Origin of the sequence: Mucilaginibacter sp. (assembly GCF_028288185.1) — a bacterium.
Lineage (GTDB): Bacteria > Bacteroidota > Bacteroidia > Sphingobacteriales > Sphingobacteriaceae > Mucilaginibacter.
Genome location: NZ_JAQBOF010000019.1, coordinates 56753 through 82871 on the forward strand (window position 1 = coordinate 56753; position 26119 = coordinate 82871).

A 26119-nucleotide genomic window follows, 5' to 3' on the forward strand; every position below is an offset into this window, starting at 1 on the left:
TTAGTAAATACAGTTATGAAAAAAGGATTATCCTATCTTCTGATCATTCTTATTGGGGCAACATTGTTTTCCTGTAAAAAATCAGATGTAAATACAAAAATTACCAAGCCGCTGGTAACCTTTGTGGTTGATAAAGGTACAGCTACGTCAAACGGCACACAGATTGCACTGGGGCCAATTAAAGATTACGAGCAAGGCAGCGATGTAGTGTACACATTTACCGTAGTAAGTGGAAACCCACTTACTAAGTTTTTTGTAAACTCTACTTCTGATGTTGTTTCATCCCTGTCAAAAGTTATAAAAACAGAGCCCGAAGGTGCGATTGATGCTTCGGGCAATTTTGCCCAAGGCATTACAAGTGTAAAAGTTTATTATTCTTACCATATTGATCCGGCTGTAGCTGCCGGTTCAAGTGTAACTTTAAGCTTTAACTTTCAAAATTCGGGAAATTACGTAGGCACAGTTACACATAACTTTATAACTATAAAAATTGGCAGTACATCGGGCAGAAAACTACAGGTATTTGATTTTAGCTGGCCTGTTAAATATACCATGTCAATTGGTGCGCAGGATTATTTTAATCTTGCAAGCGGCGAAAGGCCTGAACAAAATTATCGTTTGCAACAACGGCAGCCACCATTCGTGTCATTTGATTTAGGCGCTACACTAGGCTGGGTCCCCGCTGATGTTTTGGCTAACGCCGACAAAATTGATATGACAGGGTTTAGAGCACGATATACCAGTGCTACCCCAAGTGTTGCGTTAAACCAATTTTACCTGGCATCACCAAGCTATATAGAACTATTGGGCCACATGTATGTAGGTTGCCAATACCTAAGTGTACTTGTTGTAGGAACTACTGGTACAGCACGAGTAAACGCCGGTGGCCTTACCTTGCCATTAACATATGCTACCAGTACAACGGTTACCGCTACCAATTTTGTTACTGCTAATAAAGCCGCTTACGCGCTAAGAGGGTTAACCCTTACATCAAACGGCGCTCAGTTAATATGGACTATTGCCGCCATACCGGCACCGCTTGCGGGAAGTACTGTGCCACGTGCAGCACCTGCCGTTGGCCAGACAGGCACGGCTATTGGCGTACCGTATGACCCGGCAACGGTAACAAACCTTACCGGTGATCTTGCTGGAAACCCGCAACCACAGCAGAGTGGTAACTTTTTATCTGATCTGCATAATCGCCAATTCAGAGATATTTTAATCTCCATGGATGCTAAACTTAAAGCAGCAGGTTCCGGATTAAGAGTGGTGTACTTTAAACGACTGGATAACATTACCGGCCCAAGCCAGGTTACTTTGGCAAATTTTAATAGCATTACTTATGATAATGAGTTCCCCACAATTTTAGCTGATGTGGAAACAACCGGTAAATTATATACTGATGCGCTTGGATTTAGCCAGGTTTGGGGTTTTTCGATGAATGATGGAAGAAAAGGCCTGATCAGAACGTCAGATAATTCATATACAAACCCGGTAACCGGTGGTGTAGAAACTGTTGATTCATTTACTGGTGGTAATTATTTATTATTTGGTGTTATAAAAGTGCAACAGAAACCATAGCCCATTATAAGCAATTAGACGTAATTGTTAATACATTAATATGAAAACAGGAAAAAGAAACAATGTAAATATACAGGCCATTGGAGGCCCATAAATAACATTAATACCTCCTCCGCCTATACCCCTATACCTATCTAATTAAATTATTGATCACTAGACTAAATGAGAAGCCCCGCCTGTAAACAAGTGGGCTTCTTTATTTCATCACTCCTTTGTAAATACGCTTGTTTCTGCCATATTAAAGCAGGCTTAGTAATAACTAGTAAAACATTTTTTAGATTATGTGGAATAACACTAATACTCCGAACCGAAGAAAACAGAACAATTATTTGTTAAACACTTGTGTTATATGTATTTGTTTTTGTTATAGTGCGGCTTCGGCTCAAAATGCACCACGCAGTGCAAACACTCAATTACCAGGCAAACTGGCTGATGTTGCTAGTAGTTACAGTAAAATAGTGCCTACAGAGAACATTTTTCTGCATACAGACAGATCTTATTACTCCCTGCCTGACACAATATGGCTTAAAGCCTACCTTTTAAGCGGGTTAACACATACTTTTTCAACTATCAGCGGACTGATATATGTAGAGTTAATTTCTGATAGGAACAATGTGGTTAAACGCATTTCAATGCCGGCCGAAATAGGTTTATCGTGGAGCCAACTAGCGTTGGACAAGAATCTTCCGGATGGTTATTATACCCTGCGTGCTTACACAAACTGGATGCAAAATGCGGGTACCGACAAATTCTTCACCAAAAGGATATACATATCAAATCCGGCTACCAATAAATGGCTGGTGAACCAACATTCACACCTATCAACTGAAGGAAAGAAATCTTTTGAAACAATAGATGTGACATTGAAGGACTATAACGGAAAGGAATATGGCACAGACGATGTTACCTGGACATTTAAAGCCGGTGACCTAACGTTGGACAAAACTACTGTAAAAACTAATGCCGACGGAAGCTTTACGGCAAAGTTATCCTTGCCGGATACCAGTAAAGTTAAGGGCCCTTTTAACCTTATTATCAACGGCAAACTGCCATCGCAAAATGCGGTAATACCCGTACTGGGTGATATTGACGGAGTCGATCTTCAATTTATGCCTGAAGGGGGGTATTTAATTGCCGGTTTGCCAACTAAAATTGGGTTTAAAGCCATAGGGACCAACGGCCTTGCTAAAGATATTGAGGGATATATAATAGATAATAAGAGAAAAAATATCGTTTCCTTTAAATCTGCACATAAAGGGATGGGGGTATTTAATTTAACTCCCGAAAAGGGAGAAACTTATACAGCCATTGTAGCTAATAAAACATTTGCATTGCCGTTAGTGTCTACGTCGGGGATTAACCTGCAAGTGGTAAATACACTTGGTTCCGATTCGGTAAAAATTTCAATAAATAGTAGTATAGATCTATTAAATAACCAACCTCTTTTATTAGCAGGTTTTGTAAACGATGTACCATATTACGAAACCAGCATTATTGCTTCGGGCCAGAAAAAAACAGTTTCTTTATCAAAAGACCTGTTTCCATCAGGCATTGTACATTTTACGGTATTTAATAGCCTGGGCCAACCGATTAGTGAACGTGCGACCTTTGTTGATCATAGTGACCGGCTTATAATTTCGGCCATGCCATCAAAAACAGCATACCACACCAGGGATAGTGTCTTTCTTGCTATCAGTATGAAAAGTAAAATTGGCGACCCGATATCTGCTGGTAGTTTATCAGTAGCTGTTACTGATGATGGGCTTGTAAAGCAAGACAGCCTTGAAAATAATATCGTTTCATCTATGCTTTTAACTTCGGGCTTAAAAGGTACAATTGAAGATCCGGCTTATTATTTTAGCGATGCGCCATCTGCAACCACCGATATTGACCTGCTGTTATTAACCCAAGGTTGGGTAAGTTATAACTGGCCTGAAATATTACAACCGGGTGCCCAAACTAAATTCACTCCAGAAAAGGGATTAATATTAAGTGGTGCAGTTACCACAATGGCAGATAAGCCGGTTGTTGGAGGACATGTTTTGGTTATGATTTCCGGAAAAAAAGTTTCTATTATGATGGATACCGTTACTGACGCCAACGGTCGTTTTGCTTTCAAAAAATTGCCAAAAACAGATTCGTTGTCATTTTATATTCAGGCCCGCAATGAAAAAAACAAGAAAGCCCGATTGCAGGTTAAAGTCGATCAGTTTACGCCTGCCGGCGGCATTAAAAAAGCATTGCCGGGGATGCCATGGTATGTAAATACCAAAGACAATACGGCAGTTAAGCTGGCCGAAGATAAACTGGAATTTCTGAAGAAACAATTCTTATTCGAGGGAAATAATTTGCTGGATGAGGTAAATATTGGAAACAAAAAAGGGATACGGGGTTCGCGTAATTTGAACGGGCCGGGTGGTGCTGATGAAGTGATAGATCAGTCGCGAATAGAAGCTGCCGGTGAAATAACGCTGCTTGACTTTCTACTGAAAAATGTTCGGGGAATGAATATGCTCGATAACAAAGAGGGCCGGAGCTATCGTATACGTGACAAGACGGTGCAATTTGAAGTCGATGGGTGGTTATCCGACAGGTTTTTAATTGATGATGGCGGTGGTCCCAGCTCGCGATACGACCAACTTACAACAGCACTTAACGGTATCAAAATGAAGGATATATTGGGTATAGAGGTACTGACATCTTCAAAATATACCAATGCTTACGCATTGATGAATTCTTTAGATTTATCGGACAAGAATAGCAGGGATGGCGCATATATCGAAATAACCACACGCGGGGGTAAAGGCCTGTCATCAAATGTATCATCTGATGCTACTGATTACAAACCTGTCCCTATAACATGGCCAAAGCAGTTTTATCGCCCGCGCTATACTGCCTCAAGCGTAATTACCGACTTACGCCCAACTATTCACTGGGAACCGCAGCTGGCAACATCTAAAGCGGGCAAAACCGGTACATCTTTTTATGCTGCTGATAAACCAGGTATCTACACAGTAATAATTCAGGGGGCTGATCTTAGAGGTTTAGTAGGATTTAAGCGGTTAAAACTTTCTATTATTAAATAATCCAGCAAGAATGTATTGCTGATATGGTTTGTTTGAAATTTGGCATTTGATACCGCGTCTTGTTTACTGGAGTAAATACCCCCCACCAAATGTGGGGGCTTTGAATAAACCTTATAGTTTTTTTGTACAAACAAATTTGGAATCGGCGAACATATCAAATCTATAAAGTAAGTACAGATTGGCATAGCTTTTACCCCTAACCTACCGCCTTTGACAGTGGTTTTTTAGTGGAATAAAAATGCCCCATAGTACTATGGGGCATAATGGATATTCTTAATTTTTTTTATTTCTCCGGATTTGCGCTTTGCAACTTTACCGGGCCAATTAACCCCGATGGATACAGCGGCGTATCTTTATTAAACTTGTGCATATTGGTTAGCGTAAAGCGTTGATCTACTGGTAAACCCTCATCGCCAATTAAACGGTTGGGCCAAAGGTTTACAACAGTGATTTCTAACTTGTTTTCGCCTGCATGTATCGCTTTGCTTACATCTATTTGCGCGGGTTTGGTCCACACCACACCCAAGTTAATACCATTAACTTTTACAACCGCTTCTTCATGCACTTCGCCTAGATCAAGGATAATCTTTTTGCCGATTGCTCCCTTATCCAAATTAAAACTTTTATAATAAACTGCCGTACCCGAGTAATGTCGGATATTAAAGTCAGTAAACTTTGTCCAGTCCATTAACGAGTCTATCTCGATTTTTGCCGGGCCGCCCCATTTAGGGTCGAAATGCAGCTCCCATTTTCCGGTGAGTTTAGCAGCGGTCGTAAAGGTTGGGTAATTCGAAGTTGTTGTGCCTTTGGCTATTGTTGAGATTGGTTTTCTAAACACAACAAACACAGATCCGCGCGGATCAAACTCCAACGGAATTATGGTGCGACCATTTTTTTGACTAAAAGCCGTTATAGTTCTTGTCTCGCCGGTAACCGCGTCCCATAGCTCCGGTTGTTTCCCGCTTACGCGGAAAGTGCAATTGATCTTCTCTTTTGCATCCCACCGGCTGGCTACAAAGTAAATATCTTCGCCCCCTGCTTTACGGTGTATCCAGTCAATATCGCCGTCTTTGCTTAGTCCGCTGTATTCAAAATCTGGCGCAACACGTAAGGCCTGCAATACTTCTGCCGGTGTTTTATCTGCAATTACATGGGCTGATCCATTGTTACCTGTCGGCCATAACTTGTCTATCGACTTTTCCAACCTGGCTTTTTGAGTCGTATTGCCTGCAAGCCCGACAATACCTTCGGGGCGCGGACCAACAACTGTACCGCCAGCGGCCACTAATGCTGCAATTTTGTCCAACACTTCAGGAGCAATTTTTGAATGATCGGGCAATATCAATATTTTATAGTTCATGCCATCGGGCAATACAAAACGACCATTTTTAACACTTACGCGGGTAAGCAGGGCATCCAGATTGCAATTATCATGGTCGTAGCCCGGTGCGGGTATAGCGGGTTCTGTTTTCATGGGTTCGCCGTGGCCAATGTCATCGCCACGGTAATAAAGCGCATCGGCAACAAAAAGCCCCTGCTGCAGCATGTAGGAGCAACGACCAATATAGGCGTTAAATGCCGGTGTTTGTTCCCACCAGGTAACGTTGCGGCTGTAATGTGTGCCTGCAAAATAAACAAAGCCAGGTTTGGCCGTTGTTGATGATGAATGACTAAAATTGTGGAAAACATCCAGATTAGCGCCATCGCAAAATGCCTGGTCGGCGGTATTTTTTAAATCGAAAAAGCTTTCTTCCCAATGCGGGCCCACGGATGTAAACGCTTCGCAAGCCGTTATTAATTTGCCATAGATATGGTTGGCGCTTGCGGTATTGCGCAATAAAAAGCGCCTATCAGGCGTAGCACGATGTACTGATGGGATCCAAAACTCGCCCATGGCTACATCCATCCCCCTAGAGTTTTGCATGCCATCCAATTGCGCCGAATTTGGCCCCGAGGCCTCCGAGTAACTTAACAAGCCATTTTTATTTGCCAGCTCGCGCAAATGGCCGTAATGGTTTTTGGCTATCAGGTCGGCAATGGTTCTGTAATAATCGCGTCTTACACCGGCAGATTGAGTGGTATCTCCAATGGTCATACCTGCAATTGCCGGCAGCCATTTTATCAGGTCATAATTGTGTTGCTGTTTAAATTTGTCGGCAAAAAATTTGGTCCAGGTTGTTTCGCCGCCTTCCCAGCTATCATCCTCAATACCTATTAAACCCTTTTTCTCTTCGGGTTTCATTTCTTTTAAGACTTTACCTATGGTGATGCTCCAGGTGGTGTCTAAAGCCTCGGCGCTCATGCCATCGGTAAACAAGCCCCAAACATCGCCTTTCATGGTTGGCTGATAGGCAAACCGCATAATTTTCCATTTTCCCGCAGGTGCATCCCAATGCAGGCGGCCCTCGCTATCCATTTTATCGGATAAGTTAATGATCTTTGACACATCACTTATACCATCGGTAATAGCAAGCACCGCGATTTCATGCCCTATAAATTTCGATTTTTTTAATGCCATTGCTTCATTCGCTGCTTTTTTAATATAGTCCAGGCTTATCGCCGCAGGCGATAAATTGGTTGCAGAAATGGTTTCTTTAGGATCGGGCAGCATATCATTAAATGATACGCCACCTTCAATATCTTTTTCAGACCAAAGCATCCGTTGCTGTCCAAACTCGGCTGGTATTGGGCCTGATGTGCCTGCCAACCCTACGCTTAAAACAAATTTTATCCCTATGCGCCCAGCCTCTTTGGCGGCAAATCTAAACAACTGGCGTACGCGGCTATCCCAGGGTTGCAAATGCTCGGTGGGCAGCTCGGTCATGTAGGCCCCTTTAAAGTCCTGGGTTGGGGTAACTACATATTTTTTATCCTTCAAAACCATGGTTGCCTTGGTCGAGCTTAGTTCGCTGCCCACACCACTTTCGTATAGTATGGTGCCCTCAATGCCTTTGGCGTGCATTTCTTCCAGGTCCTTAGTTATGGCTTCCTCACTGGTGTTTACGCGCAGCCACATCCAAAAAACCCATGGGCGGGCACTTTTAGGCGGTGTTTTAAAATTGCTTTGCATTGCCGCGTCAGGAAGGGTTGATGTGGTATTAAATGCTCGCTTTTGTGCGGATACCTGGTTAATTACCAGCGCGGTCACGATTATAGCTAAGTACTTTTTAGGGCTCATTTTATTGATTTGGTCTTATTTTTCATGATGAATAATATTTGCTCTCATAACTTTTTTTAAGTTACTATTTTGGCGGCAAATTTTGTCCGAAATAATAGCTTATTGTGGTTGAACAATAAGCGGCCACACTTTAAGTTGCAATGTTTCTTTTTGGTTTAATACAAACGGCGGCCAATTTTAAAAATCAAGTCGTATTTAAGGCAAGCAATTTCTGATAGACATCTTCCCAATAGGCTTGCAAATCTTGATCTATTGCTTTGCGATGGGATCAAGATGAAAGCCCCTGCATGTCCGTGGGGCTTTTTATGCTTATTATTTTTTACTGTACATTAGTAGGGCGGTGATAACAACCACCATAGACTGAATTATGTTTTGTTTATGAAGTCTAATTTATAACACCAATTAATATTCAAATGAAAATAGTCTTTGCCTTTATAACTTTACTTCTACTTATTCCAAATGTTGTTTTTTGTAAACCATCAGATGTAAAAATTGAAAACCTTAAATGCGAATATCTTTTAAATCCAATTGCAATTGAGAGCCAGCATCCAATTCTTAGCTGGCAATTGGTTTCATCGTACCAGGCTAAAAGTCAAAAGGCATATAGAATTATAGTAGCGAGCAATATCTCTTTATTAGCGCAAAATAAAGGCGATTATTGGAATAGCGGTATCGTATATTCTTCTAATTCTACCCAAGTTAGCTACCAGGGTAAGGCGTTAACCTCCCGGAAGAAAGTGTATTGGAAAGTAATGATCTGGGACGAAAAAAACAGCCCGTCTAATTGGAGCCAGGCAGCTTCCTGGTCTATGGGTTTACTGTATCCTACCGACTGGAAAGCTAAATGGATCGGGGCTTTCGAAAATCCATACCCTGACTCGGCTATAACTTACCCGGCGCCTTTTTTCCGTAAAGAATTTATAATCGCAAAAAAAATAAAAAAAGCAACAGTTTATATAAGTGGCCTGGGTTTTTATGAACTGTTTTTAAATGGGGAAAAAATTGGCGACCAGGTATTGGCTCCTGCTGTCACCAATTATGATCAACGGCCGCTTAAAAAATTGCTTTACCCCTATGATGATCAGTCCACTCAAAGAGTGCTATACAATAGTTTTGATATCACCGGTAGCCTTACGCAAAAAAACAATGCTATTGGGATATTACTGGGTAATGGCTGGTATAACCAACGCGACAGAACAATTGAAGGTAATATGTGGTATGATCTGCCAAAATTGATCTGCCAATTGGAGCTACAATATACAGACGGAACCACAACCGTCATAAGTTCGGACAATACCTGGAAAACCACAACCGGCCCGTTAATAAAGGATGGTATTTTTACGGGCGAAAAGTATGATGCACGTTTAGAATTAGGCGATTGGAATAAAACAGCATATAATGCTATTAAATGGAAATCAGCCATTTTTGTAAAGCCCCCTACCGGCGCTTTACACCCGCAACTGGCACCTTTTGATAAAGTTACCCGTACGTTAAAACCCACTTTTGATGGTAAAATAAAAGACTCTGTTTATTTATATCATTTAGATGAAACTGTAGCAGGCTGGGCATCCTTAACTGTTAAAGGCAAAGCTGGAAGCAAGATTAAAATAAGATATATAAGTGAAGAGGGCAATGATTATGGGCAATATGATAGTTACATTTTAAAAGGTAACGGAATAGAAACCTGGGAACCCAAATTTACCTGGCATGCTTTTCGGAAAATGGAAGTTGTTTCCAAAGATGTGATTCTCGATGCGGAAAGTATCCAAGTAAAAGATGTACATACCGATGTATCATCAAATGGAAGTTTTGAGTGCTCTAATCCATTCCTGAATAAAATAAATACAGCTTATTTAAAAACACAAAAAGCCAATCTGCATGGAAGCGTTAGCAGCGACTGCCCACATAGAGAAAGGCTTGGTTATACAGGTGATGGACAGGTGGCTATGGAAAGTGCCTTGTTATCATTCGATATGTCGCGATTTTATCCTAAATGGTTTGATGACATGAATGATGCCCGAAATAAAAAGACGGGGTTTGTTACGCATACTGCGCCATTTGCCGGTGGTGGTGGCGGCCCGGCCTGGGGATCGGCCTATGTAATTATGCCATGGTTGTATTTTTCTTATTATGGTGACACCACCATATTAAGGAAGCATTATAATGGCATGAAACAATGGGTTGAATATTTAGAAACAAGAACCGATAAAAATGGGCTGATATCCCATGAAGAACCTAAGGGCTGGTGTTTAGGCGATTGGTGTACACCTACAAAAGTTCAAGTTCCGGAGCCTTTGGTTAATACAGCTTATCTTTATCATGTTACCGATCTGATGACACAAGTTGCCGGGATATTAGGGAAAGATGATGACCGCTTAAAATTTGCAAACCTTGCCCGGCAAATCAAGACCAATTTTAATAACGCCTGGTATAACGCTTCAACAAAAACCTACTGGGAAGGCAGGCAGGGCGCTGATGTATTTGCATTGGCTTTCGGCCTGGTGCCGAAGGAAAATAATGCCACCGTTTTTAATTCTTTACTAAACCATCTGGATAAAATAAATTATCATTTTGACACCGGCATCCTGGGGACGCCGCTATTGTTAAAAGTGCTATCACAAAACGACAGGGATGATATTGCCTACAAAATAATGAATCAAAAAGATGCTCCGGGTTTTGGCTATTTATTAGACGATAAAAACAGCACCTTATGGGAAGAATGGAAAGGTGGCGGGTCGCATAGCCATCCAATGTTCGGCAGTGTCGTAACGTGGTTTTATTCTGCTATTGGCGGTATAAAACCCGACGAGGCAAATGCAGGTATGAAGCATTTTATTATCGAACCCAAACCCCTAGCAGATCTAACTTATTGCAAATCATCCTATAACAGCTTGTTCGGTAAAATACGTTCAGAATGGAAAAGAAATAAAAAAGGTACTTTGGAGATACTGATCGAGATACCTAAAAACACCTCGGCAACTTTTGTTTTACCCCATCATAAAACGAAAATAAAGGATGACGCCGGTAAGGATATTATGGTTAAAAAATTAAATGATAATTATGAGATTGAGTTTAGATCCGGGGTTTATCGGTTTGAAGTGTTGTAAAACACCTGTTGCCATCTTACATAAAAAGCCCTGCTCCACATTCTCCCCTTAATTGCTATTTTTGGTAAAACGCATTATGGCTACACAATCGCTCACCAAACCCACCTTTTCTATTTATTATTTGAGTGAGCGGGCCGTTACTATTGACTTTGGGCAGCAAATAGCCGAACACTTGTTAGATGCGATCAGCGATTTTAACGCATTACTTCATCAGCACCCCTTTGCGGGCTTTTGTACAACCGTACCGGCTTATGCTACTTTAACTGTTTTTTTTGATCCGTTAGCGGTGATCAAATCGGCTATGCCGGGTGCGGGATGTTTTGAGAAGATATCAGGCTATCTAACTAATTTAAATCAGCAGAAAAAAAAGAGCATTAAAACTATTGGGACTACAGTCACCATTCCGGTTTGTTATGGCGGCGCGTTTGGCCCCGATCTGGAGGAGCTTGCCCATTTGCATCAATTAGGTATAACCGATGTTGTTAAACTGCACACCTCAGTAATTTATACGGTTTACATGATAGGCTTTGTGCCAGGGTTTGCTTATTTGGGCGACATGGATGAACGGCTGGCCACACCGCGCAAAGCCGCTCCCCGGCCGGTCATACCGGCAGGATCTGTTGGTATAGCGGGGCAGCAAACAGGTGTATATCCGTTGCAAACTCCGGGCGGCTGGCAAATTATAGGACAAACACCTTTGAAATTATTTGATGCAACCAAACTGCAGCCATCGCTATTAAAAGCAGGTGATAAAGTTGTGTTTAAACCCATAAACCTGAAAGAGTTTAACCAATTAGCATCCGGGTAATATGCAGATACGAATAGTAAAACCTGGCTTATTGAGCACTATACAGGATATGGGGCGTGATTTATATTTATCACAAGCTGTGCCCGTATCCGGCGCGATGGATAGCTTATCAGCCCGGATTGCAAATAAGGCTGTAGGTAATACTGATAACGAAGCCGTAATAGAGTTTACTTATGCCGATGCCGAGTTTATAGCAGAAACAGACCTGCTGATTGCCTATGCCGGAGATGGCGCTATTTTAAAAGTGGTCGATCAAAAACTCCCGCCGGAACGCCCAATATATATCCCGGCTGGCACCAATATTAAACTAACCAATAACCCTACAGGCAGCCGTACTTACATGGCCATTGCCGGCGGTTGGGATCTACCCGATGTTTTAGGCAGTAAAAGCACTTTTATTACTGCCGGGTTTGGTGGATTAGAGGGCCGGTCGCTAAAAGCCGGTGATCAGTTGACTAACATAGATAAGTTATCAAGCATCGCACAAAAAATATTTGACAACCTTAACGCAGAACATATCAATTATCCCAACTGGAGTATCCCGCGCCAATTGCTGTTACCTGCTGATCGTAAAAGCATCAGGGTGGTTGCGGCAAACGAATTTGACTGGTTTGATAAGCAAAGCATTGTCGACTTCTTTACTATCCCATACGTCATCGGCCAGCGTAGTAACCGTATGGGTTATCATTTGGAGGGCGCAATTATTAATCGCGTAAAAAAAGATGAGTTATTAAGCACCGCAGTAACGCCCGGCACCATCCAAATTACCGGCAACGGCAGCATGGTGCTGTTAATGGCCGATTGCCAGATTACCGGTGGCTACCCGCGTATAGCCCAGGTGGCTGCGGTTGATATGCCTTTATGCGCCCAGCTTAAACCCGGCGATGCCATTTATTTTAAACAAATCAATCGGGATGAGGCAGAAATGCTGTATCTTGAACGGGAACGGGATTTACAAAGGCTAACAACCGCTGTACAGTACAAATTTTTATAAATTAACAACACCATGCAAAGCATAGACCTTAATTGCGATATGGGCGAGGCATTTGGCAACTACCCAATGCCCAATGATGATACGTTGATGGACTATATTACATCGGCCAATATAGCCTGCGGTTATCACGCCGGCGACCCTGAAGTAATGCAGCATACGGTTGCTATGGCTATTAAAAAAAATGTGGCTATAGGCGCGCATCCTGGATTACCCGATTTGCAGGGTTTTGGCCGTAGGGATATGAAAATATCGGCTAACGAGGCTTACCAAATCACCCTATATCAGATTGGTGCTTTATATGGTTTTGTAAAAGCGGCAGGCGGCAAATTACACCATGTTAAGGCACATGGGGCGCTATACAATATGGCCGCTAAGGATGCCGCGCTGGCTAAGGCTATAGTACAGGCTGTACATGATTTTGATTCGTCATTAATATTATATGCCCTTGCAGGCAGCGAAATGGTGGAGGCCGCCAAAAAAACCGGGATAGTAACCGCGTCTGAAGTATTTGCCGACAGGACTTACCAGGACGATGGCTCGCTTACCCCACGTACCCAAAGCAATGCTTTGATAACTGATGAGCAGCAGTCTATTGCCCAAGTTTTGCTGATGGTGAAGAACCAACAGGTAATATCAGCCAATAAAAAAACTATAAACCTAAAAGCCGAAACACTTTGCCTGCATGGCGATGGCGCGCACGCCGTAGAATTTGCCAAAATGATAAACAAAAAACTAAAAAGCGAAGGCATTACCATTAAAGCCCCTGCGCAGTAAATGAAAAAACAGTACAACTGGAGCGTATTAATTGGTGCTGCTTTCCTGATGGCATCATCGGCCATTGGTCCGGGATTTTTAACGCAAACGGCTGTATTTACGGCGCAATTAGGTGCCAGTTTTGGATTTGTAATATTACTTTCTATTATACTGGATGCAATTGCCCAGCTAAACATTTGGCGCATAATTACCGTTGCCGATAAACCGGCACAGGATATTGCCAACCAGGTTTTTCCGGGGTTGGGTTATTTTGTATCGTTCCTTGTTTTTTTAGGGGGAATGGCTTTTAATATCGGCAATATTGCCGGGGCCGGTCTGGGATTAAACGTGTTGCTTGGCGTAAGCGTTGGGCAGGGTGCCATCATGAGCGCCATTGTGGCCATAGGCATTTTTGTATACAAAGAATCGGGCAAAGCCATGGACTTGTTTGCCAAATGCATGGGCTGCCTTAAAATAGCCCTGGCGCTATACATCGCCTACGTCAGCAAACCACCGTTGGCCGAAGCCGCTATAAGGGCTATAAACCCATCACAATTTAGTTTTACCGCAGTGTTGACTATAGTTGGCGGAACAGTCGGCGGCTATATCACTTTTGCCGGAGCGCATCGCCTGCTGGATGCTCGTATAACCGGCGAGAAAAACTTGCCTGTTGTTAACCGGGGAGCGTTAAGTGCCATAGGTTTAGCATCTGTAATGCGGTTATTGTTGTTTATCGCCGCGCTGGGTGTAATTACCGCAGGCGGCAAGCTTGATCCATCTAACCCGGCTGCTTCGGTATTCCGTTTGGCTAGTGGTGAGTTGGGGTATAAACTTTTCGGCGTTATCATCTGGGCGGCGGGCATCTCATCAGTAGTCGGTTCGGCTTATACTTCGGTATCATTTATAAAAAGTTTTAGTCCGGTGATATTAAAACGTAACCGCGAGATCATTATCGGGTTCATTATCGTATCCTGCGCTATATTTTTGGCGATAGGTAAGCCGGTTAAAATATTGCTTGCAGTTGGCGCCATCAATGGTTTTATACTACCTATTGCATTGGGTGTTATGCTGATAGCCGCCTATCGTTCAAAAATTATAGCTACCTATAAACAACCACTGCTATTAACTATTTTAGGCGTACTGGTGGTAGGCACTATGACGTGGATGAGCGTTGGCGCAATCGCCCAAATGTTAAGTCATTAATTAAAAATCTGTAAATGAAATTGTCTTTAAAAATCATCTTATTATTACTTTGCTTAAGTACCGTAGTATATGCACAAAGATCTATTAAACCGGTTACTATAGAGCCGGGAGTATCGTTGCAATTAGCTACATATCGCCATTCGGCTATCAGCAATATACAATACACGCTTGATTTTAATATCCCTGCAGACAAAAGCCAGCCAATAAACGCGAATGAAATTATCGATTTCAGCTTATCAACTACCCCTCAGCCATTACAAATAGATTTTAAGCAAAATGCAGATCACATAAAAGAAGTAAAAGCTAATGGCAAAATTATTCCTGTTGAGTTCAAAGCCGAGCATATCATCATCGCGCAGCAATACCTGCATAGTGGTTTAAATAAAATTTCTGTTGAATTTATTGCCGGTAACGAGTCACTTAACCGTAACGCCGATTACCTGTACGCTTTATTTGTACCCGACCGCGCACGAACCGTTTTCCCATGTTTTGATCAGCCTGATCTGAAATCACGTTTTTTACTAACCTTAAGTGTCCCTATCGGGTGGAAAGCATTGGCTAATGGTATCAAAAAAGACTCGATAGTAAACAGTATACAAACTGTTTATCACTTTGCCAATTCGGATAAATTACCTACTTATTTATTTTCGTTCACCGCAGGCAAATACACCGATCTGAAACGGCAGATTGACAATCGGGACATAGAATTTTTACACCGCGAAACCGATCCTGTAAAAATAAAGTTAAGCGTTGATTCTGTTTTTAAAGCACACCAAGATGCTATCAGTTTTTTAGAGAATTGGACGGGCATACCCTTCCCATTCCAAAAGGTAGGTTTTGTGGGGATACCTGATTTCCAGTTTGGCGGTATGGAGCATCCCGGCGAGGTGCAGTATAAATCGTCGGCTTTGTTTTTGGATGAGGGTGCTACTAAAGATCAGTTTATAGCACGGTCAAATCTGATCTCGCACGAAACCGCACACATGTGGTTTGGTGATATGGTAACGATGGAGTGGTTCAACGATGTGTGGATGAAAGAGGTATTTGCCAATTTTATGGCTGATAAGGTGACCGAAAAATTAATGGGTACCGAGACCTTCAACCTTAAATTTTTGCAGGATCATTACCCGGCAGCGTATGGGGTTGACCGTACTATGGGTGCAAACCCTATCAGGCAGCAACTGGATAACTTGCAGGATGCCGGCTCGCTGTATGGCAATATTATTTACCATAAAGCCCCTATTATGATGCGTCAGTTGGAGAAGCTGATGGGTAAAGACAATTTCCAGAAAGGCATACGCGAGTATCTGAAAAAATATGCCTACGGCAACGCCACCTGGAACGATCTGATAGCTATTTTGAGCAAGTACAGCAGCACAAACCTATACACATGGAACAAAGTTTGGGTTAACCAGCCAGGTCGCCCGGTATTTGATTACCATATTAATTATACCGGTAATAAAATTAGCAACCTAACCATTACCCAACACCCCGAAGTTGGCGCGCCGCGTGTATGGCCGCAGGCATTTAGCATTACGCTGGTTTATCCCGATCACAGTAAAACCATCCCGGTTAATATGAACGCGCGGCAGATAGTTTTAAAAGCTGTTACGCGCCTGGTAAAACCATCGTTCATTTTGTTTAATGCCGATGGCATGGGTTACGGGTTGTTCCCTGCGGATAAGGCCATGACGGGTAGCTTGTTTAATTTAGAAAGCCCTTTACAACGCGCGTCCGCTTATATTAATGGATATGAAAATATGCTGGCTGGCCGTGCCTTTAAACCCGCGGAGTTGTTAAAACTTTATCTAAAAGGCATCAGCATAGAACAAAACGAAATGAACCTGCGCCTGCTTACCGGCTACATCACCAATATTTATTGGAGCTTTATTTTACCTGCGGATAGACTAGTATTAAGCTCCGAATTAGAACACACCTTATGGGCAGCCATGGAACAGCAAACCGCTACCAACAATAAAAAGATATTATTCGGTGCCTATCAAAGTGTTTATTTAAGCGCCGATGCTAAAAGCCGTATCTACCAGATCTGGCAATCGCAAAAAGCACCCGAAGGTATTAAACTGGCCGAGGATGATTACACTAGCTTGGCGCTTACCATCGCCCTAAAAAGTGATACCGTTACTTCGGTTTTAAAACAACAGATGGACAGAATAACCAATGCTGACCGCAAGGCCCGGTTAACTTTCATGATGCCGGCACTATCTCTAAACGTGCAGGATCGCGACAACTTCTTTAACAGCCTCGCCAACAGAAAAAACCGCCAAAAAGAAGCCTGGGTTACCGCCGCGCTGGCTTATTTAAATCACCCGTTAAGGCAAAGCACTTCGGTAAAGTATCTGCCTAAGAGTTTGGAATTGGTCGAGGAGATACAGCGCACGGGCGATGTATTCTTCCCGCAATCATGGCTGGCGGCTATATTCAGCAGTTACCAGACTAAAGATGCCTACCGTGTGGTAAGCGACTTTTTGAAGCGGCATCCACACTATAACCCTAAGTTAAAGGACAAAATATTGCAGGCTACGGATAATTTATACCGTGCACAAAAAATGTTATAGTATTCTTTATTAAGTTTGGGCTCATTTTAAACCGATTATGAAAAAGCTGTTTGTATCATTAGCGATCATAGGGTTGCTAACCTCGTTCGCTCCAAAAAAAGATATGTCTTGGGCGGCTATTGGCGACTCGATAACTTTCCATAACGGGCGAATACAATATACAAAAAATCGCATAACCAAAGCTTACCTGGACAGAGTTACTGATGAGTTGCCGTATATCCACTCTTTTAACCATGGATATGGCGGCTGGACAGCAAAAGCTATGGCCGACAATATTAATAACATAGGCCTGGAAAAGGCAGACTTTTATACCGTATTTTTAGGCACTAACGACTGGTGGACCGCCTTGCCTATCGGTACGTTCAGCGATTACCAGAATAGTGCCGGCAATAGCACCGTATATGGCTCATATCGCACCATTGTAAACAAGATAAAGACCTTAAACAGCGATGCCGTGATTATATTAATGACACCACTACAACGTACAGACTATGTTGATATAAATGATATTAACAGTATTATACCCGGTGCTTACAAAGCCAAGAATGGTCATTTTTTATCAGAATATGCCGATGCTGTTAAGACTATCGCTCAAAAAGAAAGCTTTAAGCTGGTTGACCTTTATTACAAAAGCGGCATAACTATAAAGAACGCCGTTAATTATAAAAGACTACGCGACCCCCAAACCGGCGAATATAAAAACTATACCTACCCCGATTATATCGGCATCCCATTTAACCCCAAAACGGATGATTACCCCTACCCTATTGATGCCATGAATTTTATGTATGATGGGCTTCATCCATCTGATAAAGGCCATGCCGTTATCGCTAAAATGCTGGTTAAAATCATGAAGAAGTATTAGGCTTAATTAAACACAATAGTGGTGATTGAACGTGGCAGTAGCTGTATAGCTCCGCTTAAATTTTGTTGGGCCGATGGTTTAAGATCATCGTTTAAATTTGCCGTGGTTATATAAGTTCGATACTTTTTTATCGCTTTAAAATTCTTTAGATCAGGTACAATTGATCTGGGTTGTTGGGTATAATTAATTACCACCATTACCAGTTTATTTTCACCTCCTGTAAATGCAGACACCATTACATCTTTGGCAACCTGTATGGGGGTTAACCCATCATTACGGCTGGTGTTTAACCTTGTCACACCCGGGCGAATGAAACGGCTGTAATTACCCAGCCCCCATAAGTTTTTGGTGATGGTAAACTCGCCATCAGTATAGGCTGTATTGGGTTTTAAGGCAAGCAGGTAATAACGCGTATCCCATTCGGCGTTGCCCGGCTCCCAGGCGTTCCATAATTGCCAAGCCGAAGCATTGCCTATGGTTAGGTCATGATTAATAACTTTAGCTAAAAACAAGGCGCAATCCATTTGGCTCCGCTTTTGTTTAGTGCCATCTCTAAATCCCTCGCCAAGCATGGAGTATTCCGACTCCCAATAAGTCACCCCATATTTACGGGCAGTATCTGCCAGATGTTTACGTACGGTATATAAAATGCTATCGCCATTATCGGTAAAGTAACTATGGCCCGCTACTATCCTGGGTACGTGTTTTAGTTTACTAAAACTATATTGACCGTTATCGGCAAAAAGCTGTTGTATCTGGCTTGCCGATGGCGATTTACCATCATACAAATAAGTAAGGTCGCCTGCTTCGGGCGTAAGTATTTTTGTTGTGAGTTTCTTTTGATCTAATGAAGCATCCAACAAAGTAACTACATGATTAATTTCGGCATTGCTCCACGGGCTTCCTTCCTGGCTGGCCTGGCCGGGTTTGTTTGCCCAATCCCATTGTGGCTCATTAACCGGGCTTATGTAACTAAAATGCACACCCTCGCTATCAAAATGTTTAATTACTTCGGTTATGAAATCGGCGTAGGCATTATATTTATCAGGCTTTAAATTGCTTTTATGATCTTTTACCGTTTTATAACCCAGTCCGTTTTGCGTAAACTGCACCGGCGGTGTATTTATAAAAGCAATCAGGTTTTCTACTCCATAACTTTTCGCCTTGTGTAAAAACCATTGGTAGCCGGCTTGTTTGTTCCAATTGTAAGTGCCATCGGGGTTTAAAAAACATTCTACTCGCTTCCTAAAATCTCTGATACCACTGCTATCGCCCTGCTCTGCCGTACCGCCGCCAATATTAAAGCGCCATGCCGAAAGCCCAATGCCTTTAGGTGTACCATCAGCCGCAGTTTGTTTGCTAAATAGCAATTCAGCCATTTTTTCGCGTTTCTCCACAGGCCAGTTTTTGCCGATTCCCTCACTGAACCAACAACCGGACGCGCCTATGTTTTGTATGGTTTGGGCGGTATTTTTAGCATCAACCGTTATTATCAACGGTTTGTCTGGTTCTGTTTGCGCCTTTACGCAAATTGATATAAAAAGTAATGAGACGAATAAAAAATATGTTTTCACAAGCGCAATTTATCAATAAAACAGCTTGAAATAGAGACCTGAGTAAACCATTTTAAGTCGTTTCTTTTTATAGAATTGTATAGGTTTGAACTGCAAAATATACATTTCATGTAGCAGGCAGGTATAAGTGATTCACAAAATAGTGAATCACCTGAATCACTATTTGCTTGTAACCTATTAACAATCAATATTTTGACAAAGCCGAGTAATCACCCTGAATCAGTACAAAAACTTGAGGTAAATAAATATAAGTTTCTTTAAATAAACATTTTAAAGATCTTTTTGACTTTTCGACTAATTGAGGTGAATCATACAAAGTGAATCACTATCCTGGTGAATAGCACCCACATTCAATATACAGATTTCAGATCGTACTTTCGATAGTGATCTTGCCTTCATGATAAAAGTCCGCTTGACAAGGATGTAATTATTTATGAACGCTATTTACCACCACTTCAACGGAAATTTAATTTCATCAACAGAGCTAACGACCATATCTGGCTTGAATGCATAATGCCCAAGTCTGTCTTTAGTGGATATCCCGGATAATACCAAAATTGTTTTATACCCCATTTGGACGCCGCCCTGTATATCTGTTTCCATTGTATCTCCTACAACCGTAGTTTCTGCTGTTTCCAGTCCCAGAAATTTACGTGCCGAACGCATCATAACCGGGCTTGGTTTTCCTGTTACAAAAGCTTTCCTGCCGGTTGCTTCTTCAATCATAGCTGTAGTTGCAGCAATACCTAAATTATTCCATCCCGGTTTTTTTGGAGACGGGTCGCGGTTAGTTGTAATAAACTTTGCGCCGGCTAATATCATATCTACCGCCCGCTGAACCATTTCTAAAGTAAAATTCCTGCCCTCTCCTAATACCACAAATTCAGGGTCGGTATTTACAAGGGTAATACCGTTTTCATGTAAACTGCTTAATAAACCGCCTTCTCCTAATACATAAGCCGTTCCATTGGGGCTCTGGTCTCCTAAAAATTTACCTGTGGCCATAGCGCTGGTATAAATATGCTTGTCTTCCACAATAATCCCCAATCCTTTAAGCTTCCGTACTACTTCCAGGCTGGTTCGCTGGCTGTTGTTTGTCATGAAAGCAAATGGTATATCCTCGTCAATTAAATGCTTGATAAATTTATCGGCACCAAATATAAGCTCCTCACCGCTATAAATAACGCCATCCATATCAATCAAAAGTCCCTGTTTCATATAATTATAATCTTATCATCAAAAACGAATAGTTATTCGTACTACACAAATATACCATTTTGACAATACCTATCTAAGGTATAGGGTTTGGTTATATTTCCTGAGCGAGCATCCCAACTTTGGTTCGATAACGCAAGTCGCAATTGCCCCCTTAACTTGTCCTTTTTGCACATTTGCACGTACGTGGCGTTGCTGTATCTTTGAATAAACTAAATCAGAAAACACTTATGGCAACTCAAATTTTTGTGAACCTACCCGTTAAAGACCTCAACAGATCTGTAGCGTTTTTTACTAAACTTGGTTATACTTTTAACCCGCAATTTACCGATGAGAAAGCAACATGCATGATCATCAGCGATACCATTTACGTAATGCTGCTGACAGAGACCTTTTTTCAGACTTTTACTAAAAAGGAAGTTGTAGATGCCCACAAAGCGGTAGAGTGTTCTATTGCCTTATCTGCCGATAGCAAAGATGCCGTTAACAAAATGGTAGACAAAGCAGTAGCAGCGGGCGGCACGATACCTAATGAGGCCAGCGACTACGGCTTTATGTACCAACACAGCTTTGACGACCTTGATGGCCATCATTGGGAATTTGTGTGGATGGACCCTAACGGCGTGCCCGAGCATCAGGGGTAACAACCGGTAGTTTCAAAAGGCAGGGCAAACTTGTTCAGCTTGTGATCGGCAGGATATAAGCCCGCTATTATTAAACCAAAAAGCGCCGTCCAAATAACCGGGGACGGCGCTTTTACAATTTACTGTATATCGCTATTGCTAATTATTTTTTAGCATTTAATTTATCATGCAGCATTTTCATATAGTAACCGCCAATTACGCTACGCGCCTGGAAACCGGTTTGTTTACCGTTAGTAGTTTCGTGCCAATCGCTAAGCGGTACACGGGTTGGAGTTTCTAAAGCGTATTTGTAAACCGGGTCAACCAATGCGTCAAACTCTTTGCGGGTTGGTGCAAAGGTGGCGGTCCATAATATCCAGTCAGATTTGGTGTAGGTTCTGCGGCTATCTAATGGTAAACCAAATTCGTTTTGTTTGCTGATGTAGTATTTAGTCTCGGTATCATAAACCGACTGCGGGAACAGGTCAAGACCCAAAACTTTATCCCAAACCAGGTTATATTTCTGGCTCCAGGTTCCGGGGTTTTCAAATGTTAAGGTATAGTGATCTTTATCGCCGGCCAGTTTCATCCAGCGGCCCACCATTTCTTTTGCAATAGCGCGGTATTTGGTAGCTGTCGCTTTTTCGCCTAAAGCATCTGCCATCTGCGCGTAGCAGCCAATACCCACAATGGCTTTTACAGATAAGTTGGCATTACGCGCCAAGTGGCCTGCAAAGTCATCGGTACAAAGTTGGTTGGCCGGGTCAAAACCTTCTTGCACTAAGTAATCAACCCAGGTAGTCAAAGTTTTCCAGTGCAGTTTGGCGTAAGCAGGGCTTCCTTGTGCTTTGCAAATAGCAGCGGTAAGGATGGTCATGTTGCCCGATTCTTCAACCGGCATACCCTCGCCATAAGTTTGGCCGTTTGCATGCGGGTAGCTACCCAGATCATGCGCTGCAAATTTATGATCGAATTTACCACTTTCGCTAAAGTAGAAGATCCCATTCAGCATACCCTGCATTAATTTAGGGTTGTAGATCAGGTATAACGGAGCCGATGGGTAAGTAACGTCAACCGTATTAACAAAACCACCGCTAAAGTTTTCTTTAGAGAACCAAAGGATCTCGCCCTGCGGACTTTTTACCAATATATGCGCGGCTATACTTTGGCGATATGCCAGTACGCAAAGATCAGCGTAAGCTTTACCGCCCGATTTTATAGCATCAGCATAAAGGCTTTTGTTTAAAGCACTGCATTTTTGCAGTATAACCGGGTACTCGGTAGCAGCTTTGGTAAGCTGGCCCTCTATAGTTTCTTTGCCAGAGTTGTTCCACCACGGCCTTAGATTTGTTTTAAAGTACTGCATAGAGTAGATATCATCATACCCTATCTCTATAAATTTAGATACCGCCACCGCACCAACTTTACCAAAAGGTATTATAGTGTTTAATGCCAGGCGAGTGCCTTTGGTATCTGTAGTTTCGGTGCTGCCTTTACGGAAAGCATCAACAGATCCACGTCCGGTAGTTATAAATTGAGTAGCACCGGTTGTTTTAGGGGCAGCTATATAAACATACCCCCAGTCGATACGCACATCATCACCATTTTTTTGCAGGATAGGCTGCTCGTCAGTTCCGGCTTTAAGTATAGATAATCCGGCGGTGCTGTATTTGGTAGCCGTAACAGGCTGTGTTGGCTTGTTAACCGCCAGGTCTGTAGACGCGCTAAAGAATACTTTTACATTATGCGTTTTGCCATCATTAGCTTTTACTTTGTAGGCGATGTATGATACCGGCCTTGACAACAAGTTCAGATCAGACAAAATCAATGGCGAAGTAAATGTTACGTCCAGATCAACCTTACCGCATTTAAAGCTGTAAATGGTTTGGGTAGCGTTGATAGATACATTTTTCTGATCGGCAACTTCAAGCTCTTTAGTGATAGCAGGTTTTTCTTTATCAACCAAACCCATATCGGCCCGTGTGCCGCCGCCTGTGTTTACCACATGCATAGCCAGGATATTCTCGCCTATTTTTAGTTTGCTTTTTTCAAGCGGCACCATTTCATAGCCTTTGCTAACGCCAACTTTATCAAATATTTTTTCGCCGTTAAGTGATACTTCTATGTTATCATCCCATGATAATTTTAAAAGTAGTTTATTAATATCATCCGTTTGGGTGATGGTAAAAGCCCTCCTGATCCAGATATCATGTGACCGCCATCTTATTTTATTCTCACGGCCATCACCTATTGGCGCCATGCCTTCTTTCCAGCCGGTAGCAGCATATTGTGCTGCTGTCCAGTCGCCATCAGGTTGGGTTTCGGTATATTTTACCGCGTAAGATTTCTCATCAGATGCAGGTAATATGGTTCTGAAATTTTCAGGCTCTTTACCTAAAAAGCGGTAATCGGTACCGTCCACATTAATTAAACCTATTAATGATTGCTCTGCACCTGTCCAATGGGTAGTGGTCGATCCGGTCAACTTATCAGAGTTTGACCATACACTGAAATAAGTATTGTGTGTTATCAGCGGGTAAGAAGGCGCTTTCCTTTCTTGTGCCGATGCATATTGAAAGCTTGTTAAGAGTACCAGGAATCCAAATAGCAGATTTTTTCTCATGAATGTAAATGTTTGAAAGTTTTGTTTATTGTACAGTTGGTTTAACACATTTATCCTGCGCATTAATAGCGGGGCAGAATAATTGGCTAAATAACATCATTTTATGCTAAAATCGCTTAATTATTTTCAATATGTTAATTGTAAATGTATTCACAAAGCATTTATTACTTCACCAACGCAGGCCAATCATCCGTACGGAAAGGCCTTGCAGGCAAACCATCTTTATTATACAAATTGCCCGGCGGGTTATCGGCCCAGTTATATCTTACTGCTTCCGGGTTTGTAACACCATCGGCAGTAATAACAACCTTATTCCCTTGTATAGTGGCTTTGGCCCAAACAAATTTATGGTCGGCACCGGCTATGCCGAAGCCTTTTAAGTCAGGAGTATCACTGTTTACCACCTCATCGCCAACCAAACCGGCAGCAACCAAGCCTTTATTTATTTCATTAAAGCTGATAATGATCTTGTTGCCATCAACTTTCATTGATTTATATATGGGGCCCGATGCTACTATCTTTTCGCCATAAACATTGTGGCGGGCAACTAATACCAATCTATTAGCCGGAACCAATTTATTAATTGGGTGTATATTCAATTGTTCTCCCACATCTATAACTACAGGCATGCCTGTTTTAGCCAACGATAATGTTTTTTCCTGCGCCTCGCGCACCCACGGCCAGTTGTTTTCTGACGGTGTTACGGCAGGCTGCCTGAAGTTGGGCAGCTGCATGTACAGGAATGGGAAATCGCCCTGGCCCCATTTTTTTCGCCAATCATTGATCATCCGCGGGAACACATTTTTATAATCAACAGCATCAGCAAGGTTATCACCGTTTGATTCGCCCTGGTACCATATCGCCCCTTTTATGCCATAGCCAAAAATTGGTGCTATCATCGCGTTAAAACAGTCGGCAGGGGTAGAATTATTACCGATAGGATTACCCGGCGAAATTGGCGCGGGACGCGATGGTTTTGGGCGTACAGGTATGGGCTGCGCGGTTGCTTTTGCCTGCAATACATCAGCATCCCATTTCTTTATGATCTCATTAAATGCGATGCCAACTTCAGTGTTCCATATTGTCAAACTATCGCGATAAAGCGCTTGTCTTCGCGGGTAAGTAGCTTTATCAGCCTCATAATTATCAATCAGTTTTTGCCGGGCATCCACATATTTGGTAAACGCCGGGCTTTCCTGCAAACCTTCGGCGCTTATCCAGGCCTGGGCAGGTGTACCACCTATATAACTGCCGATCATCCCGACAGGTACACCGGCTGACTGACGTATTTGCTGTGCGAAATAATAACCAACAGCAGAAAACCCGTGCCATGCGAACCTTGGATTTGCCAATACTTCGGGCGAGCAAACCAACCATTTGCCGTTAGGCGAATCTGCAGATTGTTTAGCTATGTCAGCTATCGGCTGTAATGACAGCGACATCGGCACATAAAAAAAATGTATCAGCCCGTCAGTAGCTTTTGATATAGCATCTGCACCATGTTTTTCGGTTTGTATACCAAACTCCATGTTCGATTGGCCTGATGCTACCCATACATCGCCTATTAAAATGTTGGCGTAAGTTAACGAGGTGCTTTTACCTTTAACATTCATGGTATAAGGGCCGCCCGCTTTGTACGATCCTAACTTTACCAGCCATTTACCATCGGCACCGGTGGTGGTTTTATAGGTTTTACCCATAAAATCAACCTGTACCTGTTCGCCGACATCGCCCCAGCCCCATACCGGCACTTTCATACCGCGCTGTAAAACCATGTTATCACCAAATATGGCGGGTAATTTAAATTGGGCAAATGCTTTAGTGAAGCCTGAGATTAAAAAGCAAATAATCAGAAATTTATAGGTCGATGTTTTCATTATTGAATATAAAAAAATGAAAGCTCCCACACAAAGGCGAGGCTTATATTTAAAAA

15 protein-coding genes are annotated in these 26119 nt (G+C 42.3%); 10 read left to right on the top strand and 5 right to left on the bottom strand.

Annotated elements, in window-relative coordinates; translation table 11 throughout:
- The first annotated feature begins 15 nt into the window (after window positions 1-15).
- Together JWQ34_RS07705 and JWQ34_RS07710 are read left to right on the top strand one after the other, a co-directional pair.
- Complete coding sequence (locus JWQ34_RS07705) at window positions 16-1581, top strand: hypothetical protein (RefSeq protein WP_299356145.1); 1566 nt, start codon at window positions 16-18, stop codon at window positions 1579-1581.
- Between the two features lie 458 nt (window positions 1582-2039).
- Window positions 2040-4667 carry a hypothetical protein gene (locus JWQ34_RS07710; protein ID WP_299356147.1) on the top strand — a complete coding sequence of 876 codons (2628 nt, stop codon included), beginning with the start codon at window positions 2040-2042 and terminating at the stop codon, window positions 4665-4667.
- Window positions 4668-4950: 283 nt separating this feature from the next.
- On the opposite strand, the gene JWQ34_RS07715 is transcribed toward JWQ34_RS07710, so the two are convergent.
- Complete coding sequence (locus JWQ34_RS07715) at window positions 4951-7845, bottom strand: glycosyl hydrolase (protein ID WP_299356149.1); 2895 nt, start codon at window positions 7843-7845, stop codon at window positions 4951-4953.
- A gap of 413 nt (window positions 7846-8258) precedes the next feature.
- On the opposite strand from JWQ34_RS07715, the gene JWQ34_RS07720 reads away from it, so the two are divergent.
- The 7 genes from JWQ34_RS07720 to JWQ34_RS07750 all read left to right on the top strand — a co-directional run bounded on the left by JWQ34_RS07720 (window position 8259) and on the right by JWQ34_RS07750 (window position 18151).
- Window positions 8259-10952 carry a family 78 glycoside hydrolase catalytic domain gene (locus JWQ34_RS07720; protein ID WP_299356151.1) on the top strand — a complete coding sequence of 898 codons (2694 nt, stop codon included), beginning with the start codon at window positions 8259-8261 and terminating at the stop codon, window positions 10950-10952.
- A 76-nt stretch (window positions 10953-11028) separates the two neighbouring features.
- Entirely contained in the window at window positions 11029-11760 is a 732-nt protein-coding gene (gene pxpB, locus JWQ34_RS07725; RefSeq protein ID WP_299356153.1) for a 5-oxoprolinase subunit PxpB, read from the top strand.
- Window position 11761: 1 nt separating this feature from the next.
- A complete protein-coding gene (locus JWQ34_RS07730) occupies window positions 11762-12754 on the top strand; it encodes a biotin-dependent carboxyltransferase family protein (RefSeq protein ID WP_299356155.1) in 993 nt (330 codons plus the stop codon).
- Between the two features lie 12 nt (window positions 12755-12766).
- Window positions 12767-13528, top strand: a complete 762-nt coding sequence (locus JWQ34_RS07735) for a 5-oxoprolinase subunit PxpA (RefSeq protein WP_299356157.1) — start codon at window positions 12767-12769, stop codon at window positions 13526-13528.
- The gene (locus JWQ34_RS07740) at window positions 13529-14710 is read left to right on the top strand and encodes a divalent metal cation transporter (protein WP_299356159.1); all 1182 of its coding nucleotides are present in this window, start codon (window positions 13529-13531) and stop codon (window positions 14708-14710) included.
- Window positions 14711-14724: 14 nt separating this feature from the next.
- Complete coding sequence (locus JWQ34_RS07745; RefSeq protein WP_299356161.1) at window positions 14725-17286, top strand: M1 family aminopeptidase; 2562 nt, start codon at window positions 14725-14727, stop codon at window positions 17284-17286.
- Window positions 17287-17323: 37 nt separating this feature from the next.
- Complete coding sequence (locus JWQ34_RS07750) at window positions 17324-18151, top strand: SGNH/GDSL hydrolase family protein (protein WP_299356163.1); 828 nt, start codon at window positions 17324-17326, stop codon at window positions 18149-18151.
- A 2-nt stretch (window positions 18152-18153) separates the two neighbouring features.
- Here the strand turns inward: JWQ34_RS07750 and JWQ34_RS07755 are convergent, their stop codons facing one another.
- Together JWQ34_RS07755 and JWQ34_RS07760 are read right to left on the bottom strand one after the other, a co-directional pair.
- Window positions 18154-19725 carry a glycoside hydrolase gene (locus JWQ34_RS07755; protein ID WP_299356165.1) on the bottom strand — a complete coding sequence of 524 codons (1572 nt, stop codon included), beginning with the start codon at window positions 19723-19725 and terminating at the stop codon, window positions 18154-18156.
- Window positions 19726-20169: 444 nt separating this feature from the next.
- Window positions 20170-20943, bottom strand: a complete 774-nt coding sequence (locus JWQ34_RS07760; protein WP_299356167.1) for an HAD-IIA family hydrolase — start codon at window positions 20941-20943, stop codon at window positions 20170-20172.
- 227 nt (window positions 20944-21170) lie between these two features.
- Between JWQ34_RS07760 and JWQ34_RS07765 the strand changes: the two genes are divergently transcribed.
- A complete protein-coding gene (locus JWQ34_RS07765) occupies window positions 21171-21584 on the top strand; it encodes a VOC family protein (RefSeq protein WP_299356169.1) in 414 nt (137 codons plus the stop codon).
- Window positions 21585-21726: 142 nt separating this feature from the next.
- Here JWQ34_RS07765 and JWQ34_RS07770 read toward each other — a convergent pair whose 3' ends face one another.
- Entirely contained in the window at window positions 21727-24186 is a 2460-nt protein-coding gene (locus JWQ34_RS07770) for a glutaminase family protein (protein ID WP_299356171.1), read from the bottom strand.
- A gap of 164 nt (window positions 24187-24350) precedes the next feature.
- Window positions 24351-26063, bottom strand: a complete 1713-nt coding sequence (locus JWQ34_RS07775) for a sialate O-acetylesterase (RefSeq protein ID WP_299356173.1) — start codon at window positions 26061-26063, stop codon at window positions 24351-24353.
- Window positions 26064-26119 lie beyond the last annotated feature (56 nt).